We start from the raw sequence: 16,852 nt of genomic DNA, 5'->3' as shown, positions 1-16,852 counted from the left end.
CTCACCACTCCTTGAGAATCTCTTCGAGGATCACCGCACGCGTCCTGACGCGTGCGCACGGCGCCAAATGCCCCGTCATCAAGGTCCGATGCACCGGGCCACGGAAAAGTTCACGGGTTCGGCGAGGATTTCGAGCCAGGCCCATCACCGCACGGACTTCCGAGCCAGGCCCTTCACCGCACGGACTTCCGAGCCAGACCCTTCACCGCACGGACTTCCGAGCCAGGTCCATCACCGCACGGACGCGGATCACGTAACTGCCCGGATGCGGATCAGGCTCCGACCCGCACCGAGCCGAGCACACTGTCCGTCGCGTCAGGGCCGTCGTCCTGCCGGAGCTGCACGTACACCTGCGGCTGCCCGGCGCCGCCCGCCGGTGTGAGACCCGCCTCCGTGAGGGAGCCGCCGCTGCCCGGGCAGTCGTTCCAGGTCCGTATCAGCCCGTGCCAACGCGCGCTGGTGTAGGTGCGGCTGCCGTGGTAGTGGCATCCGGTGTGCGTGATCGCGCCGACCTCGGCGGTGACGTCGCCGTGCTCGCTGAGACCGATGAAGGCCCCGTTGACGCCGGAGCGGAGGTCCTGCCACTTCGCCAGATCGTCCGCGACGGCGAGACCGGGTTCCGTCCCGTCCCGCAGGCCCAGGGTCTGCGGATTCCATCCGGAGTCGCGCAGCTGACGGCCCCAGGCGCGGGGCACCTCGGCCGTGACCCGGCCGGAACTGTCGGCCACCTGAACGGTCTTGACGGCGGGCTCGCGGAGCACGAGCACGGCGGTGACACCGACCGCGCCGACGACGACCGTGGCAGCCAGGGAGATGACCACGGCCCGCCGACGGCGGCGCGGCCCGGCTGCCGCTCCGGGCGACACCTGGCCGGCCAGCCGCTCGAGCTCCACCGCGAACCCCAGCGCGGTGGGCCAGCGCCGCTCGCGGTCGGGTTCCATGGCGCGCAGCAACGCCCGCTGGACGTCCGGGGCCAGATCCGTACGGAGCCGGTCCGGCCGTACGACCTTGCCGGGCGGCCCGGGGACCGAGCCCGTGACGAGGTGGTAGCCGAGGGCGCCCAGGCTGTACACATCGGCCCGTGCGTCGATCCCGGACCCGGGCTCGGCCTGCTCGGGCGGTGTGTAACCCGCCGAACCCGCCGCCATGGTGAGCCCGGACGCCTGGGCAAGACTCTTGGCCAGGCCGAGGTCCGCGAGCAGGACGCGGTCGGATCCGCCGGGCGAGGTGCGCAGCAGCACGTTGGACGGCTTGATGTCCCGGTGCACGATGCCGGCCTCGTGCAGCGCGGCCGCTCCCCGGGCCGCGAGCGCCGTCAGACGCAGGGCCTCGGCGACGGGCAGCGGTCCGGCGGCGACCCGTTCGGCGAGGGTGCCTCCGTCGGCGTACTCCATGACGAAGTAAGGCCTGCCGTCGGGGAGTTCACCGATGTCGTAGACCTGGACGACCCGATTGGAGTTGGCGCGGCGCAGCAGCCGGGCCTCGGAGAGGAAGCGTTCCCGGATGTCGAGGTGGTCGACCCAGTTCTCGGACAGCACCTTCACGGCGACGGCCGCCTCCAGCACGTCGTCGTGGGCGAGCCAGACGATGCCGAAGCCGCCCGAGCCCAGACGCCGGTCAAGACGGTAGCGGCCGATCCGCTGCAGGGAACGCATGCGACTATCATGCCTGGCCTCTGATCGACCCCGAGGGGAGCATGCGGTGCAGGACGCGGCGGAGACCGAGGAGCTCGCGCTGCGCGCGGCCGCCGGTGACGGGGCGGCCCTTGACGTGCTGCTCCAGAAGATCCGGCCCGAGGTCCTACGGCGCTGCGGGCGCTTCCTGCCCTGCCGCGAGGACGCCGAGGAAGCGGCGCAGGACGTACTGCTCCAAGTGGCGCGGAAGATCACCACGTTCGAGGGCCGCAGCCGCTTCAGCACCTGGCTGTACACGGTGGTCGCCAACTGCGCCCGCCAGAAGTACCGCGAGCTGAAGCGCCGGGCCGCCGAGCAGCCGGCCGAGATCGACGCCTCGCAGCATGTCGACCCGCGCACCACGAGTGTGATCGCAGGGTCCCGGGTCGATCTCCTGGAGGCACTGGAGCGCCTGGAGCGTGAACACCCGCATCTGGTGGCGCCGTTGGTCTACCGGGACATCTGCCAGCTGGAGTACGCCGAGGTCGCCGAGCGCGTTGGCATCCCGCTGGGCACGCTCAAGTCCCGCCTGCACGAGGCGCGCAAGCAGGTCAGGCCCTGGCTCGCCGACGCTTCGTGACAGATCCGTGGGCCGGGGTAACGAGGCCGGGGTCATAGGTAAGAGATCTACGTGAACTCGCGGCGGGGCCTGCCGGAGGTCCGGATCTTGTGGGTACCGTCCACCTTCGTGTCGAACGGCGCTTCCCCAACTGCCGTTCTACGCGCGCAGATCGGCACCCGCACTGCCCTCCCCCCATATCCCCCCACTCATGGAGGAACGCAGGATGCTCGGCCCCACAAAGCCCCGTCAGGGACTCACCACCGCTCTCACGGTGCTCGCCCTCCTGGCCACGGGCGCCGCCCTTCAGGCGGCCACCGTCGCACCCGCCCACGCGGCAACCCCCCACCGCGTTCTGTTCGACAACGCCCACGCCGAGACGGCCGGCAACGCCGACTGGATCGTCTCCACCAGCCAGCCGGACCCGCTGGACGAGGACGCGTCGCCGTCCTCGGAGACCGACTGGACGGGCGCCCTCTCCTCCTGGGGTGTGGCGTTGCAGAAGACCGGCGACTATTCACTGGACACGCTGCCCTCGGGCTCCGGTCTCACCTACGGCGGCTCCGCCGCGACCGACCTGTCGAACTTCGACACACTGGTGCTGCCCGAGCCCAACACCCTCTTCACCACCGCCGAGAAGACCGCGATCATGTCGTTCGTCAAGAACGGCGGCGGCCTCTTCATGATCTCCGACCACACCGGCGCCGACCGCAACAACGACGGCGAGGACGCGGTAGAGGTACTCAACGACCTGATGAGCAACAACAGCGTCGACAGCACCGACCCGTTCGGCATCTCCATCGACTCGCTGAGCATCAGCTCCGGCTACCCGAGCGCGATCTCCGACAGCACCGACCCGGTCCTGCACGGCTCGTTCGGCACAGTCACCAAGAGCCTGATCGCCAGCGGTACGACCGCCACGCTCAAGCCGGGCGACAACTCGGCCGCCAAGGGGCTTCTCTACCGCAGCGGTTACTCGGGCAACACCGGCGCGTTCTTCGCGACCAGCACCTTCGGCAGCGGCAAGGTCGCCTTCTGGGGCGACAGTTCACCGATCGACGACGGCACGGGCCAGTCCGGCAACACGCTCTACGACGGCTGGAACGACACCGGCGCGACGAACGCCGCCCTCGCCCTGAACGCCACCGAGTGGCTCTCCTCGTGAGGTAGCAGCGGGGACCCCGCCACGCCCATCGAGGCGTGGCGGGGAACCGGTCAGCGCTGGGTGTAGATGAAGCCGATCTTGTCGACCTCGTCGCCCGTGCGGCCGTGGAAGCCGGCGATCTGCCAGCCGGACGGCGCCGTGCGGGTCACGCAGTCGGAGGTCGACGTGCCGCCGGCCAGGGTGCGGCCGAGGTTGGTGGTGAACTTCGTGTAGAAGATCCGCGTCTGGCTGTCCTTCACGCCCTGGCACAGCTGCGTCGAGGTGACGTACTCGCCGCTGCCAAGGGTGAGTGAGGAAGCGGTGCCGCCCGTGCCGCCGTGCGCGAGCGTCGTGCCGTTGCTCAGCGTCAGCGCCATCTGGTCGACGCGTGAACCGGCGCGCAGCGAGACGGTGGTGGCGCGGGCGCCGGCCGGCACGCTGTTCATGTCGGTGAAGTAGTTCCCGTGCGGGCCGCCGAACTGGTCGCTCAGCTGGAAGGCGGAGTTGCGCGACCAGGTGAAGCCGACCGTGATCGGGTCGTGGTCGGAGAGCATGAGGTTGCTGCCGGTTTCCAGGAACTTGGCGTGCTCGTTGTTGTACGAAGTCGCGTTGAGGGAGACCAGCTTGCTGCTGCGGTAGAGGACCTTGTCCACGACCTCGCAGGTGTTGGGCACGGTGGTCCCGGTCTGGTCGCAGACCAGCGCGTCGCTGCCCTTGGTGGGGGCCACACCGCCGCGGATCAGCTGCACCCAGGGGTCGGTGAGCCCGTTGGCGGCGGCGAACTCAGCGATGGTGTCGCCGGAGCGGGTGTAGCGGGTGTTGGTGTCGCCCATGACCACGACGGCGTTGCCCGCCGAGTGGCTCTGGATGAAGGCGGAGAGCTGGTTGAGGTTGTCCGCGCGCGAGGCCAGATCGCCGTCGCTGGTACCGGCGTTGGTGTGCAGGTTGTAGAAGTCGACGTAGACGCCCTCGGAGAGGCGCTCACGCATGAAGGTGAAGCCCTTGGGGGTCAGACAGTCGCCGGAGTCCAGCTGGCAGGAGTTCCAGCCGGAGCGCTCGAAGTCGTCGCCGTCGTAGGAGATCTTCGACAGGGTGTTGAGACCGCTGCCTATGCCCGCGCCGCCGCTGGTCGCGGTGCGATAGGCGTGCGCGGTGTCGGCGGCGTAGAGGTAGGCGTGGTAGTTGAAGTCCTCCTGCACTTGGACGATGTCGTACGGGGCGATCCGCTGGCCGATCGTCGTGGTGCTGGACTCACGGGGTGTGGGGGCGCTGGAGATGGCCTCGGGGAGTCCGGCGACGTTGTAGGAGAGCACGTTGAAGGTGCCCGAGTCGGCGGCCGCGGCGGCGGGAGCGGCCGCCGTGAGTCCGCCAAGGGTGGCGGCTGCCGCTGCCAGACAGGCGAGAAGTCTGCGGTGGGGTGACATGGGGGTGTCTCCTGGGGGCGAGGGGGTCAGTAACCGAGGGGGTCAGTAGCCGACCGAGAACGTGGCGTCGGCCCTGGCTGTGGCGGTGGAGATCGGATCGATGCGCAGCACGTAGTTTGCGTGCCTGATGTAACGGTCCGGGTTGTTGTAGGAGCGGAAAGATGACCATGAGGTGTCGGCCAGGCCCGCGGTCCGGTAGAACGTGGCGTCCTGCGCGAACGCCGTCGTACTGTCGGTGGCGTCCAGCCGCAGCTCGTAGTTGTAGTGCCGCAGGTAGCGGGTCGGGTAGTTGACCGACTGGAAGGACACACCTGAGGCGTCGGCGAGACCCGGCACCAGCTTCCACTGCGAGTCGGCGAACGGGTCGAACGGGTACTCGTCGATCCGGCCGACGTAGGCGGAGTGGCGGACGTAACGGGCCGGGTAGTTGTAGGACTTGATCCGGTTCCAGGCCGGTGTCCCGTACCTCGCCACAAGGTTGTTGTACTCGGCCGTGGTGATCGACTGGATCGTGCAGTGCTTGGAGTTGAGCGGCTGGGTGTAGAGCCGCTGGTCGACCGCGGTCCAGGTGCCGGCGGCCAGGTCGGTGGACTGCCAGGCGTAGAAGACGCCGTTGGGCGTGTAGGTGTCGCCCCAGAGGTACCAGGCGCTGGACGTCAGGGACTTCACCAGGGTCGGGGCCTCGGTGCCGCCATGGGCGACCGGCGTGCTGAACACGGTGAAGCTGCCCGGGTTCAGGGTGGTGGACCTGGCGCCCACCAGTGTCTGGTCCTTCTTGAAGTACAGGTAGTTCACGCCGTTCACGCCGACGGCCAGGTCGCCGTCGATCACGTCGTAGCCGGGGTCGAAGAAGACCTGTGCGGCCGACGCCGTCACGAAGTCGGTCGTGTAGTTGACCATGATGACGTTGTGACCACTGGAGTTGACGGCGGAGTAGATGATTCCGTACTGGCCGCGGCCCGCGTCCCAGTAGGCCTCGGGTGCCCAGCTGTGGGTGGCCATCTCGTGCAGCTTCAGCCGGCGGTAGCCGGTGAAGGAGCGCAGGTCTGCGGAGTCCCAGACATGGATGTACTGGCTCTGCAGGCTCCAGTCGGTGCCCTTGAGGTCGGTGGCGATCACCACGAAGGTGCCGTCCTGCTTGCGCATGATGAACGGGTCGCGCAGGCCGCCGGTGCCTCCGGTCGGGGTGACGACGGGGTTGTTCTGGTTGAGCGGGGTCCACTGGAGCGAGTCGGTGCTGACGGCCAGGTGCAGGCCGTAGTCGGCGCCGCTGAAGTCCGGGGACTCGGTGAAGTAGCCCATCACGTACGCGGTTGCGTCCGCGGCGCGGGCGGACGGGGCGCCGATGGTCATACCGGCGGTGAGGGCGGCCATCGCACCGAGCACACCACGGCGGGACGGGTTCGAGTCGTTGCTCATCCTGGTCTTCTCTCTCGCGGTGTCGGTCATGCCCAGGCGGTGACGGGGACGAAGGAGCTGTCCTGGCGGAACAGGTCGGTGCCGGCCGTCAGGTCCACACGGAGCTGGTAGTTGTAGTGGCGCAGGAAGTAGCCCGGGTAGTTGTACGACTCCAGGCGGACGGCGCCGCTCGTCGCACTGGACCTTGCGACGAACGTGGCGTCCTTGGCGAACGTCGAGGTGCCGTCGTTCGCGTCGAAGCGGGCGCGGAAGTCCCAGTGGCGCAGGTAGTTGCCGGCCGCGTCCCGGAAGGAGTAGCCGTTCGCGTCGGCGAGGCCCGCCACGATGGTGAAGGTGGACGCCTGCTTCTCCGCGGTCTTGCTGGAGCTGGTCACCACGGGGAGGTTGAGCAGGGCGGACTGCTCCTGCCAGTGGCGGGTGGTGTAGTTGCCCGATCGGAAGGAGCGGGTGACGCCGGTCGGCAGGGTCACGCCGCCGGAGACCGTCTCCCTGATCACGGTGAAGTGGCGGGCGGTGCCGGAGATGACCGGCAGTGCCTTCGGGGCGCTCCAGGTGGCGAAGGTGTCGTAGCTGTCACTGAAGTAGTAACTGCCGTCGCCGTAGCCGTCGAAGAAGATCCGCCATCCGCCGTTGTCGAGCTGGACCAGGGCCGGACCCTCTCGTGTGCCGCCCCAGCCCGCCCAGTTGCCGGTCCTGCTGATGGTGTACGTGCCGGTGAGGCTGGAGGCGGTGGCGTACTCGATGTACTTCGTCGTCTCGTTCTTCGTGAACGCGTGATAGGTCGAGCCGATCTTCACGATGAACGTGTCGATGTGGTTCGAGCCGATGCCGGACAGTGCGACGGGCGAACTCCAGGCCGTGAGCGCGGAATTGGTGGCCTTCAGTAGATAGGGCGTGAAGATCCACTCGTCGCTCGTGACCGAGCAGGACACGATGATGTTCACGCTGCCGTCGCTGTCGACGAACCACTCGGGCGCCCACGCACGCGAGAGGTTGGCGATGGGGACCGTGTAGTCGTACAGGAACGTCCAGTTGAGCCGGTCGGAGCTGCGGGCGAAGCCGATGGTGGTGCTGGTGTCCTGCCAGGTGTGCGTGGTGTAGGTGATGTAGTAGTAGCCGTCGGTGTGCCGGAAGACGCTGGCATCGCGGATGCGGTTGCTGGGCGGCGTGTATGCGGATGCCTTGAGGAGTCTGAAGTCGGTCGCGTCGTCGGACTCGTAGACGTTGACGGTGCCGTCGTTGCTGTTGAGGAACGGCACGATGGTGTAGCGGGTGGCATAGCCACGGGCGGGCGCCGCCGCGGCGGCGGTGCCGACAAGACTGGGCAGTTCACTCAGGATGAGGGCACCGGCGGGCAGGGCGACCATCGCGCGCAGGAGGCTCCGGCGGGACGGCGAGCGGGGGACTGCGGGCGCGGCTGGGTCCGGTGTGTTCATGGGCGGCTCTCCCGTGGGGATGAGGAAGTGACGTCTGTCGAGCGTGGGCGACGCGGAGACCTGCGCATTCCGACGAGCCGGGCGATGGTGTCCCTCCGCCGCCCTGCTCTGGTTCGAAATTCCGAACGTTGTACGACATGCTGTGCGAGGCAATACGGTAAGGGCTTGCTGCTGCTGTGAACAGTGCCCGCGGAGACGGAAGTTGTACGTGTTCACGCGGGGGATCGGCTGCCACGGCGCGCCGAGCACGGCGGGCGCTGTTTAGGCTGATGGGCGTGGAGCAGAAGAGCAGCAGACCACTCGCCGTGTACGACCTGGACGGCACACTCGCGGACTCCGCGCATCGGCAGCATTTCCTGGAGCGCAAGCCGCGGGACTGGGCCGCGTTCTTCGCGGCGGCGCCGCAGGATCCGCCGCTCGCCGAGGGCGTGGCGCTGGCGCTGAAGAGCGCGGAGGAGTGCGAGGTCGTCTACCTCACCGGCCGCCCCGAGCGGTGCCGACGCGACACGCTCGACTGGCTGGCCGCACAGGGGCTGCCCGAGGGCCGCGTCTGGATGCGGCGCAACGACGACCGCAGGCCGGCCCGCCGCACCAAGCTGGAGATCCTCCGCCGGCTCGCCCGCGACCGCGAGATCCGCGTCCTCGTGGACGACGACGAGCTCGTCTGCGAGGACGCGGAGCGGGCGGGCTTCACGGTCGTACGGGCACGCTGGACCGGCGCGTCCGAGGCGCTGAAGGACGCGCAGGAGCGTGAGGGGCGGACCTGAGGGCCCCGCCGAGCCTTGCCGGCCTCGTGGCGGGGCTACGGGTCAGGCGCCGTCCTCCAGGCGGAATCCGACCTTCAGGCCGACCTGGTAGTGCTCGATCTGCCCGTTCACGATCTGCCCCCTGACCTGCGTGACCTCGAACCAGTCCAGCCCGCGCAGGGTCTGCGAGGCGCGGGTGATGCCATTGCGAATGGCCTGGTCGACGCCCTCGTGGGAGGTGCCGACGATCTCGGTGACCCGGTACGTGTGGTCGGACATGCGGGTACTCCTCTCCGCCGTGGCGGGTGTGCCACGCGTCATTCCACGGTGCCCCACAGTGCGGCGGTCCGCGAGGTGTGGGGGCATACCGTGGATGACGTGAGCGCCCTCCGCTACCCGGCGGTGCTCAGCGACAGCGCGAAACGGCCCTCCGTGTCCGTCCACCAGTGGGCCAACTCGAAGCCCGCCGCGGCCAGCTCGCCGCGTACGCCCTCCTCGCGGAACTTCGCCGAGATCTCGGTGCGCAGTTCCTCGCCGTCCGCGAAGTCGACGGCGAGGTCGAGGGCCGGGATCTTCACGGTCTGCTCGGCGCGCGAGCGCAACCGCATCTCGATCCACTCGTGCTCGCTGTCCCAGAGGGCGACGTGGTCGAACGCGTCCGGGTCGAAGTCGGCGCCGAGCTCGCGGTTGACGACGCTCAGCACGTTCTTGTTGAACGCGGCGGTCACTCCGGCCGCGTCGTCGTACGCGGTGACCAGGACCGACTCGTCCTTGACCAGGTCCGTGCCGAGCAGCAGCGCGTCGCCGGGCGACAGCAGGGCCCGTACGGAGGACAGGAACGTGGCGCGCTCGGCGGGCAGCAGATTGCCGATCGTGCCGCCGAGGAACGCCACCAGCCGCGGCCCGGGAGTACCGGGAAGCGAGAGACCGCCGGTGAAGTCGGCGATCAGCGCGTGCACGCTGAGGTCCGGCTGCTCGGCGATCAGCGCCTGCCCGGCCTGGGTGAGGGCGGCTTCGCTGACGTCGACCGGGACGTAGGTGTGCAGCCCCGGCAGCGCGTCGAGCAGATACCGCGTCTTCTCGGACGAGCCGGACCCCAGCTCGACCAGGGTGCGCGCACCGGTCGCCCCGGCGATCTCGGCGGCCCGGGCGATCAGGATCTCCCGCTCGGCCCGGGTGGGGTAGTACTCGGGCAGCTCGGTGATCTTCTCGAAGAGCTCGCTGCCGTGCGCGTCGTAGAACCACTTCGGCGGCAGCGTTTTCGGGGTACGGGTGAGACCGTGCAGGACGTCGGCGCGCAGCGCGGCCTCCGTGGCGTCCTCGGCCAGGGTGCGGGTGAGAAGGAACGGGCTCACGTACGGGGCTCCTTCGAAGGTGCGGATGGCAGGTGGTCGTGCGGGTCCTTCAGCGGGCTGAGCAGGACGTCGTCGCGGGTCGCCGACAGCAGCGTGCGGTCCGGCACCTCCTGCCAGCGCGGGTCCTCGTCGTAGGGCTCGGAGGCCACGACCGTGCGGTGGCCGGGCTCGGTGAGGTACCAGAGGGTGTCGCCCCACGCCGTCGCGGTGATCGAATCGCCGTTGGTGAGGAGCAGGTTGAGCCGGGATCCCGGCGCCGCCTCGGCCACCTCGACGACCGTGTCGGCCAGCGCCTGGCTCTCGTCGTCGCCCTCGTGCAGCCGGTGCAGGAGCAGCGCCCATACGAGCGCCGAGTCGCAGCGCGCCTCCATCGACAGCAACTCCATCGCGGGCAGGCTCTGGACGAGCGGGGCCAGGGAGCGCGGCCACCCGAGGACGGCGCCGTTGTGACTGAACAGCCAGGGGCCCGCAGCGAACGGCGCCGCCGCGGCCTCCCCGTCGGCACCCGCGACGGTCGCGTCCCGGACCGCCGCGAGCAACGCGGTGGTCCGGACGACACGTGCCAGATCCGCGAACGACTGATCGCCCCAGATGGGCCCGGTACGGCGGTAGCGGGCGGGCAGAGGGTCTCCCTCGGCGTACCAACCCACCCCGAAACCATCGGCGTTGACCGTCCCGTGCCGCTGCCGCCGGGGCGCCCAGGACTGCCGGAACAGGCTGTGCGGCGGCTCCACGAGGAGTCTCCCGAGCGGTTCCTCGGTTCCCAGGAACGCCAGATGACGGCACATCAGGCATTCTCCGAGCGGGCGGTGCGGAACCCGGAGAAGATCTGCCGCCGGATCGGATAGTCCCAGTTGCGGAAGGTCCCTCGGCAGGCCACCGCGTCCACCGCGAACGAACCGCCGCGCAGCACCTTGTACTCCGGGCCGAAGAACACCTCCGAGTACTCCTTGTACGGGAAGGCCGCGAACCCCGGGTAGGGCGACAGGTCGCTCGACGTCCACTCCCACACGTCGCCGATCAACTGCCGTACGCCGAGCGGCGATTCGCCGGCCGGATAGCTGCCCGCCGGCGCCGGACGCAGATGGCGCTGGCCCAGGTTGGCGTGCTCGGGGGCCGGGTCGGCGTCGCCCCACGGATAGCGCCTGGAGCGGCCGGACGCCGGGTCGTGGCGGGCCGCCTTCTCCCACTCGGCCTCGGTGGGCAGCCGCCGCCCCGCCCAGCGGGCGTACGCGTCGGCCTCGTACCAGCTGACGTGCAGCACGGGCTCGTCGGGCGGCACCACCTCGGTGACGCCGAAGCGGCGCCGCAGCCACTGCCCGCCTTCGTGACGCCAGAACAGCGGCGCCTCGATGCCGTGCGTCCGGATGTGGTCCCAGCCCTCCGGAGCCCACCAGCGTGCGGTGCCGTAGCCGCCGTCCGCGATGAAGGCCTGGTACGCGGCGTTCGTCACCGGTGTGGTGTCGATGAAGAACGACGGGACCGTACGTCGATGCGCGGGCCGCTCGTTGTCCAGCGCCCACGGCTCGGTGGACGTGCCCATCGTGAACGGGCCGCCGGGAACCAGGACTTCGGCGGGACCGGTGAACAGCGGGACGGGCGCGGGATCCGGCGCCGTCAGGGCCGCGGGTCCCTTGCGGAGCTGATGGGTGATCAGCATCGTCTCGTCGTGCTGCTGTTCATGCTGCGCGATCATCCCGAAGGCGAAGCCCGCCTCGGTCAGCCGGGTCCCGCCGAACGCGGTGCTCTCCAGGATGTCCAGCGCCCGCCCGCGCACCTCGGCGGCGTAATGGCGGGCTTCCCCGGGCGGCAGCAGCGGCAGCGAGGGCCGCTCGGCGCGCGAGTGCTCGAACGCGTCGTACAGCCCGTCGATCTCAGGCCGCATGGCGTCACGCCCCGCGACCGCCCGCAGCAGCCACAGCTCCTCCTGGTTGCCGATGTGCGCCAGGTCCCACACCAGCGGGGACATCAACGGCGAGTGCTGCGCGGTCAGTTCGGGCTCCTCGACGCACGAGGTGAGGAGCGCGGTGCGGTCGCGGGCGGTGGTCAGCGCGTCGAGGGCACGCTCCCTGAGCGACTCGGGATCCGTGAGCGATTCGGGGTCCGTGACTGATTCGGGGGCGGTCATGAGCCGATGTCCTTCCCTTGGAACTGACCGTGGAAGCGACCGTCGAGCCGGTCATGGAACCCGTCGAGGCGCTGACTGCGGGACGGGCCCTCGGACCGGTTGTGGGACCGGCCCTGGAGTTGGACGAGCAGATCGTCGGCGGGGCAGCGGCCCCGGGCCACGAAGCGGTCGGTGTACTCCGCGACGGCGTCCAGGACCTCGGTGGTGGCGCCGAGCCGGGGCAGGGCCTCGGCAGCCGCCGCGAAACAGATCACGGCGGCCTCACGCAGCTCGGGGTCGGTGAGACCGTGCCGTGCGGCGTCCTCCCACAGCGGATTGCGCGGAGCCGGCAGCGAACCCGCCCTCTCCGCAAGGGGCTTGACGGTCCGGTAGGCGAGCTCCGCGGCCTCCGGGTCGTCGAAGAGCGCCGTCGTCACGGCGAGCGGCACGATCCACCCGTCGTCGCCCGGCTGCGCGTCGATCATGCGCAGTTCCAGATGGCCGCGCGGTCGCACCGGCGGGAACAGCGTCGTCAGGTGATAGTCGAGGTCGGCCCGGTCCGGCGGATTGTCGGAGCGGGTCCACGCCCGGAAACTCAGGTCTTCCGGTACGTCCCAGGGGCCGTCCGGCGCCCGTACGCACATCACCGGCGCGTCCAGGACGCGCCTGGCCCAGGCGGCACGCGGCTCGGGACCCAGCGGAGGCGCGTTGGACCGCCCGGGGTCCATTGCCGCCCACAGCGACTGCCGCGTGGAGCGCCAGCCGGTGTGCCGTCCCCGGGCCATCGGGGAGTGGGCGAAAGCCGCCAGCAGGACCGCGCCGAGCTGGTGCGCCATCCACCAGCGGCGCCCGTGCCCGAGCGGGCCCGGCTCCTCGTACCCGGCGTCCAGGCACACCTGGACGGAGGCGGAGGTGCACATCATGGCGCGCCCCTCGGGACCCGTGCGGTCGAGGTACTGCTCCATGGCGTCGTACCGCGGCTCATGGAGGAAGCGGCTCGGGGGGTTCCAGGGATCCTGGCCGTAGCCAGTGAGGCCGAGATCCGCCTCGCGCAGTACCGCGCGTACGGCGTCGAGGTCGGCGGAGACGGACCCGATGCACTCCATCAGGGAGGCGGCGGGAAGGGAGCTGAGCTCCAGCTGTCCGCCGGGTTCGACGGTGAGCGCCGAACGCAGGGGCAGGGTCCGCAGTGCGGCGTAGGCCGCTTCCAGTCGTTCCGGTCTTACCGGGAGCCGCGGCAGCCGCAGCTCGTGGACGAACCATTCCACTTCGACACCGATGAATCGAGGTGGTCCGGTCTTGAAGCAGATGCCTCGGACCAGCGCTTCCACCTCGGCCTCGGTGACAACGGAGCGGTGCTCCGTACAGTCACTCACCGAATCGGACATGTCGGGATCCTCCTGAGATTCCACCATGCCGCCGGCCCGCCGTCTGTAGGGCCGGACCGGCAATGCTCGTCCTACCCAAGACCACGCACGCCTGTTCGCACAAGGGTGCAGATCGTCGCTTTAAGGACCGGGAACCACTGTTTGCAAACCCAAGAAACTCTGTTGCGCAGCATGACCAGCATCGCTCACGATGCGTTCATGAGCACGACGGGGGAGATCGCGCGGGGCGCGTTCACGGAGCGTACGGGGGTCGCGCCGTGAGCGCGCGCCTGCGCGGGATCGCACAGCACACGGAGGAGATCGTCGCGGCCGGTTCGTACCGCGCGTCCGACGGGCGCACGGTGCCGATCGCCGCGGCGGTCGACACCGCCAGGGACGGCACACGGATGTACGGCCCTGAGCCCGTGGAGATCTCCCCGGTCAGCCCTGTGGACACGACGTTCGAGGTCACGGGGGAGAGCAGCCTGGAGGCCGCCCGGCGGCTCGCGGGCGGGCCGGACCCCGTCGCCGTCCTGAACTTCTCCTCGGCGCGCAATCCCGGCGGCGGCTATCTCAAGGGTGCGCAGGCCCAGGAAGAGGCCCTCTGCCGGGCCTCCGCGCTGTACACCTGCCTGCTGCGGGCCCGGCCGTTCTACGACCACCACCGCACCCACCGCGATCCGTTCTACACGGACCGTGTCATCCACTCACCCGCCGTGCCCGTCTTCCGCGACGACCGCGGGCGACTCCTCGACGAGCCCTACACGGCCGCATTCCTGACCGCCGCGGCACCCAACGCCGGAGTGGTCCTGCGCACCGCCCCGGAGCGCACACCGGAACTCCCACAAGCCCTGGCCGTACGCGCCGAGCGGGTCCTCGAGGTCGCTGCGGCCCACGGCTACCGACGACTGGTGCTCGGCGCATGGGGCTGCGGAGTCTTCCAGAACGACCCGGCCCAGGTGGCGAGCGCCTTCCACGGCCTGCTGGTCAAGGGCCGCTTCGAGGGCTACTTCGAGCACGTCGTGTTCGGGGTCCTGGACCGTACGGCGGGTTCGGCGACGAGAGGCGCATTCGAGCGTACGTTTGAATCGCATTTCCGGGTTGGGTAACAGACTCAGGGGCGCGGGGCTGTGACATTTGCGGCTCCGCCGCGGGGCGCGACCAGCCACAACGCACCCGCAGTCGAAACACGGCCTACCGCCACCCGTACCTTTCCTGCAACCGCCGCACAACGGAGTTGAACCGCATCCGGTCCAGCGCACAAGCCTCCCGCCGCATCCCCTCCTCATGCAGCCGCAGCACGCGATCCACATCCACCCACGAGTCCCGCCCGGTCCGATCCCACGGCCCGCTCCCGATCGGCACCCACTCGCGGTCACCGTCGTGCCGCTTGCTCGACAGCTGGACGGCGAGAAACGTCCCCTCGTCCTCGCGGGCGACGACGAGCACCGGACGGTCCTTGCCACGCCCGTCGTTCTCTTCGAAGGGCACCCACGTCCAGACGATCTCGCCGGGATCCGGGTCGCCGTCGTGCGCGGGGGAGTACTCCGTCCGCACCCGGCCCACCTCGCGGGGCTCGGCTTCGGTGGTCGCGGAGGGGCCGTAGCGGCCGGGGACGTCTTCATCGGTTGAGGCAGTCACGGGGTCACGTTACTTCGGGGGTACGGAAGCCAACTCCCGTACCCCCGAAGCTCACGGCCTCACGCCTTGTCCTGCTCCACCGGCACCCTCTCCGAACGCGGCGGCACAACGCCGTTGACCCCGGCCGTTGCACCGTCCGGCGCCGTACCGTTCTGGTTCATCGACGCGAGCAACTGCCGTGCCAGGCCGAGCCCCGTGCCGCCCATGGTGAGCGCCTTGGCGAACATGTCCGACATCCCGTCGGCGCCGTTGAGCAGCACCATGTGTTCGACGTTGCCGAAGGCGCTCGCGCCCGCCCGGACGATCTCCGGCCAGTTCTCCGCGAGTTGCTGGGCGACCACGGCCTCCTGGTTTTCGGCGAGGGCGGCGGCCCGCGCCTTGATGGCCTCGGCCTCCGCGAGACCCTGGGCGCGCGTCGCCTCGGCGGCGGCGAGCCCCTTGGCCTGAGCTGCGGCGGCCTCGGCCTCACCGGTGGCCCGCGTCGCCGACGCGGCGGCCACGCCCCGCGCCTTCGTTGCCTCGGCCTCGGCGCCCGCGGCCGTCTTGACCCGGGTCGCCTCCGCCGCGGCAGCGAGCTCGGTCTCCTGGGCCTTGGCCTGCGCGGCGGAGATCCGCGCGTCACGCTCGGCCTCGGCCCTGGCCCGTGTCTCGTACGCCTTGGCGTCCGCCGGCTTGCGGACGTCCGCCTGGAGCTGCTGCTCACGGCGCTGCGCCTCGAGTTCGGCGATGCGCGTCTCCTGTACGACGACGTCCTGCCGGGCGGCCGCATCCGCGAGCGGTCCGGCCTGCTGGGCCTTGGCGGCCGCCTTGTCGCGCTCGGCCTGGTAGCCGGCCTGGAGGATCTCGCTGTCCCGGGTCGCCTCCGACATCCGTGCCGCGGCCTTCTGTTCGGCCTCGGTGGCGAGCCGGTTCGCCTCGGCCTGCGCGATCCGCGCGTCGCGCTGTACGGCGGCGGCGTGCGGCATGGCCAGGTTCTTGATGTAGCCGGTCGGGTCCTCGATCTCGTGGATCTGCAGCGAGTCGACGATCAGACCCAGCTTCTCCATCTCGGTCCCGCAGGCGGCCCGGGTCTGGCCGGTCAGCTTCTCCCGGTCGCGGATCATGTCCTCGACGGTCAACCCGCCGACGATGGACCGCAGATGACCGGCGAACACGTTGTGCACCCGCTCCGACATCAGCTTCTGCTGGTCGAGGAAGCGGCGGCCCGCGTTGGCGATCGACACGAAGTCGTCGCCCACCTTGAAGATGACCACGCCCCGCACCTTGAGCGGAATGCCCTGATGGGTCACGCAGTCCACGTGCAGCTCGGTCTCGTTGAGGTCGAGCGAGATCTTGCGCACCGCCTGCACACCCGGCAGCACCAGCGTGCCGCGCCCCGTCACGATGCGGAATCCCATGCCTTCTTCAAGGCCTTCGGTCCGATGCTTCGAACCGGAAATGATCAGCGCTTCGTTGGGCTCAGCGACCCGCCACATGAGCTTGAAAACCACAACGATGAAGATCAGCGCGAGGACAACAGCCCCCGCCACGACGCCGACAACCATCGGCATACGCCCCCTTTGGATGGTGCCCTTTCGGCACCGAACGAAGGGAGTGTGCTCCTGCGCAAGGCCGGGGGACAGGCACTGACGAATCCTTGTTGCAATCTTGACGAATACGGCTCTCACCTGGGACGGCGCGTGCGCAGACGAGCTGGGGACGCGTTGATCGCCGTACGCCGCCCACTCGTCAACTGTCGTACGCCGCCGAGACGTACACGGTCCGCGGCGGCAGGTACTCCACGACCATCACCACCGTGCCCGTCTCGATACGGTCCTTGGCGGCGGCGGGATACGCGAGGAAGTGCTCGGCGCCGCCGCGTACCCGGACGATCACCTCGCCGACGAGCCCGGGCCCGACCGTGCCGGTGACCCGCCCCATCAACCCGACCATCGGCGCATCGTCCATGACCACAGACTACGGCCGGAATCCGCTGGTCACA

The 16,852-nt window shown here is 69.8% G+C and carries 16 protein-coding genes; 4 read left to right on the top strand and 12 right to left on the bottom strand.

Features of this window, described 5'->3' with window-relative positions; translation table 11 throughout:
• Positions 1–272: 272 nt before the first annotated feature.
• Positions 273–1,655, bottom strand: coding sequence for a serine/threonine-protein kinase (locus OG266_RS04615; RefSeq protein ID WP_371543034.1), 1,383 nt, complete (start codon positions 1,653–1,655; stop codon positions 273–275).
• Between the two features lie 46 nt (positions 1,656–1,701).
• Here OG266_RS04615 and OG266_RS04610 point away from each other — a divergent pair, with 46 nt between their 5' ends.
• On the top strand, positions 1,702–2,253 hold the full coding sequence (locus OG266_RS04610; RefSeq protein WP_371543032.1) for an RNA polymerase sigma factor: 552 nt from the start codon (positions 1,702–1,704) through the stop codon (positions 2,251–2,253).
• A gap of 190 nt (positions 2,254–2,443) precedes the next feature.
• Positions 2,444–3,397, top strand: a complete 954-nt coding sequence (locus OG266_RS04605; RefSeq protein WP_371543030.1) for a hydrolase — start codon at positions 2,444–2,446, stop codon at positions 3,395–3,397.
• A gap of 50 nt (positions 3,398–3,447) precedes the next feature.
• On the opposite strand, the gene OG266_RS04600 is transcribed toward OG266_RS04605, so the two are convergent.
• Genes OG266_RS04600 through OG266_RS04590 form a run of 3 tightly spaced genes read right to left on the bottom strand, consistent with a single transcriptional unit; the run spans position 3,448 to position 7,655 of the window.
• Positions 3,448–4,800: a jacalin-like lectin gene (locus tag OG266_RS04600; RefSeq protein WP_329544001.1), complete on the bottom strand. Its 1,353-nt coding sequence runs from the start codon at positions 4,798–4,800 to the stop codon at positions 3,448–3,450.
• A 42-nt stretch (positions 4,801–4,842) separates the two neighbouring features.
• The gene (locus tag OG266_RS04595) at positions 4,843–6,219 is read right to left on the bottom strand and encodes a glycoside hydrolase family 43 protein (RefSeq protein WP_371543027.1); all 1,377 of its coding nucleotides are present in this window, start codon (positions 6,217–6,219) and stop codon (positions 4,843–4,845) included.
• A gap of 26 nt (positions 6,220–6,245) precedes the next feature.
• Positions 6,246–7,655, bottom strand: coding sequence for a glycoside hydrolase family 43 protein (locus OG266_RS04590; protein ID WP_371543024.1), 1,410 nt, complete (start codon positions 7,653–7,655; stop codon positions 6,246–6,248).
• A gap of 269 nt (positions 7,656–7,924) precedes the next feature.
• Between OG266_RS04590 and OG266_RS04585 the strand changes: the two genes are divergently transcribed.
• The gene (locus OG266_RS04585) at positions 7,925–8,422 is read left to right on the top strand and encodes a hypothetical protein (RefSeq protein ID WP_329543999.1); all 498 of its coding nucleotides are present in this window, start codon (positions 7,925–7,927) and stop codon (positions 8,420–8,422) included.
• Positions 8,423–8,464: 42 nt separating this feature from the next.
• Here the strand turns inward: OG266_RS04585 and OG266_RS04580 are convergent, their stop codons facing one another.
• The 5 genes from OG266_RS04580 to egtA all read right to left on the bottom strand — a co-directional run bounded on the left by OG266_RS04580 (position 8,465) and on the right by egtA (position 13,251).
• Positions 8,465–8,680 (bottom strand): dodecin, encoded by a 216-nt coding sequence (locus tag OG266_RS04580; RefSeq protein ID WP_266472267.1) that lies wholly within the window; start codon positions 8,678–8,680, stop codon positions 8,465–8,467.
• 113 nt (positions 8,681–8,793) lie between these two features.
• Entirely contained in the window at positions 8,794–9,756 is a 963-nt protein-coding gene (gene egtD / locus OG266_RS04575) for an L-histidine N(alpha)-methyltransferase (protein ID WP_371543021.1), read from the bottom strand.
• Positions 9,753–10,544 carry an ergothioneine biosynthesis protein EgtC gene (egtC, locus tag OG266_RS04570; protein WP_371543018.1) on the bottom strand — a complete coding sequence of 264 codons (792 nt, stop codon included), beginning with the start codon at positions 10,542–10,544 and terminating at the stop codon, positions 9,753–9,755. The genes egtD and egtC overlap by 4 nt, the downstream gene beginning before the upstream one ends.
• Positions 10,544–11,884 (bottom strand): ergothioneine biosynthesis protein EgtB, encoded by a 1,341-nt coding sequence (gene egtB / locus OG266_RS04565; protein ID WP_371543015.1) that lies wholly within the window; start codon positions 11,882–11,884, stop codon positions 10,544–10,546. Before egtB ends, egtC begins: the two co-directional genes overlap by 1 nt.
• Positions 11,881–13,251 carry an ergothioneine biosynthesis glutamate--cysteine ligase EgtA gene (gene egtA / locus OG266_RS04560; RefSeq protein WP_371543012.1) on the bottom strand — a complete coding sequence of 457 codons (1,371 nt, stop codon included), beginning with the start codon at positions 13,249–13,251 and terminating at the stop codon, positions 11,881–11,883. The genes egtB and egtA overlap by 4 nt, the downstream gene beginning before the upstream one ends.
• A gap of 257 nt (positions 13,252–13,508) precedes the next feature.
• Between egtA and OG266_RS04555 the strand changes: the two genes are divergently transcribed.
• Positions 13,509–14,339: a TIGR02452 family protein gene (locus OG266_RS04555; RefSeq protein ID WP_371543010.1), complete on the top strand. Its 831-nt coding sequence runs from the start codon at positions 13,509–13,511 to the stop codon at positions 14,337–14,339.
• Positions 14,340–14,424: 85 nt separating this feature from the next.
• On the opposite strand, the gene OG266_RS04550 is transcribed toward OG266_RS04555, so the two are convergent.
• The 3 genes from OG266_RS04550 to OG266_RS04540 form a co-directional block, all read right to left on the bottom strand.
• Positions 14,425–14,871: a type II toxin-antitoxin system PemK/MazF family toxin gene (locus OG266_RS04550; protein ID WP_266472248.1), complete on the bottom strand. Its 447-nt coding sequence runs from the start codon at positions 14,869–14,871 to the stop codon at positions 14,425–14,427.
• Between the two features lie 59 nt (positions 14,872–14,930).
• Entirely contained in the window at positions 14,931–16,421 is a 1,491-nt protein-coding gene (locus tag OG266_RS04545) for a flotillin family protein (protein WP_266472246.1), read from the bottom strand.
• A gap of 178 nt (positions 16,422–16,599) precedes the next feature.
• Positions 16,600–16,824, bottom strand: a complete 225-nt coding sequence (locus OG266_RS04540) for a hypothetical protein (protein ID WP_266472245.1) — start codon at positions 16,822–16,824, stop codon at positions 16,600–16,602.
• Between the last annotated feature and the right edge of the window lie 28 nt (positions 16,825–16,852).

Source organism: Streptomyces sp. NBC_00554 (assembly GCF_041431135.1).
In the GTDB taxonomy this organism is placed as follows: Bacteria; Actinomycetota; Actinomycetes; order Streptomycetales; family Streptomycetaceae; genus Streptomyces.
The sequence above is the reverse complement of the archived record's forward strand: the minus strand, read 5'-3'. Positions and strand labels throughout refer to the sequence as shown.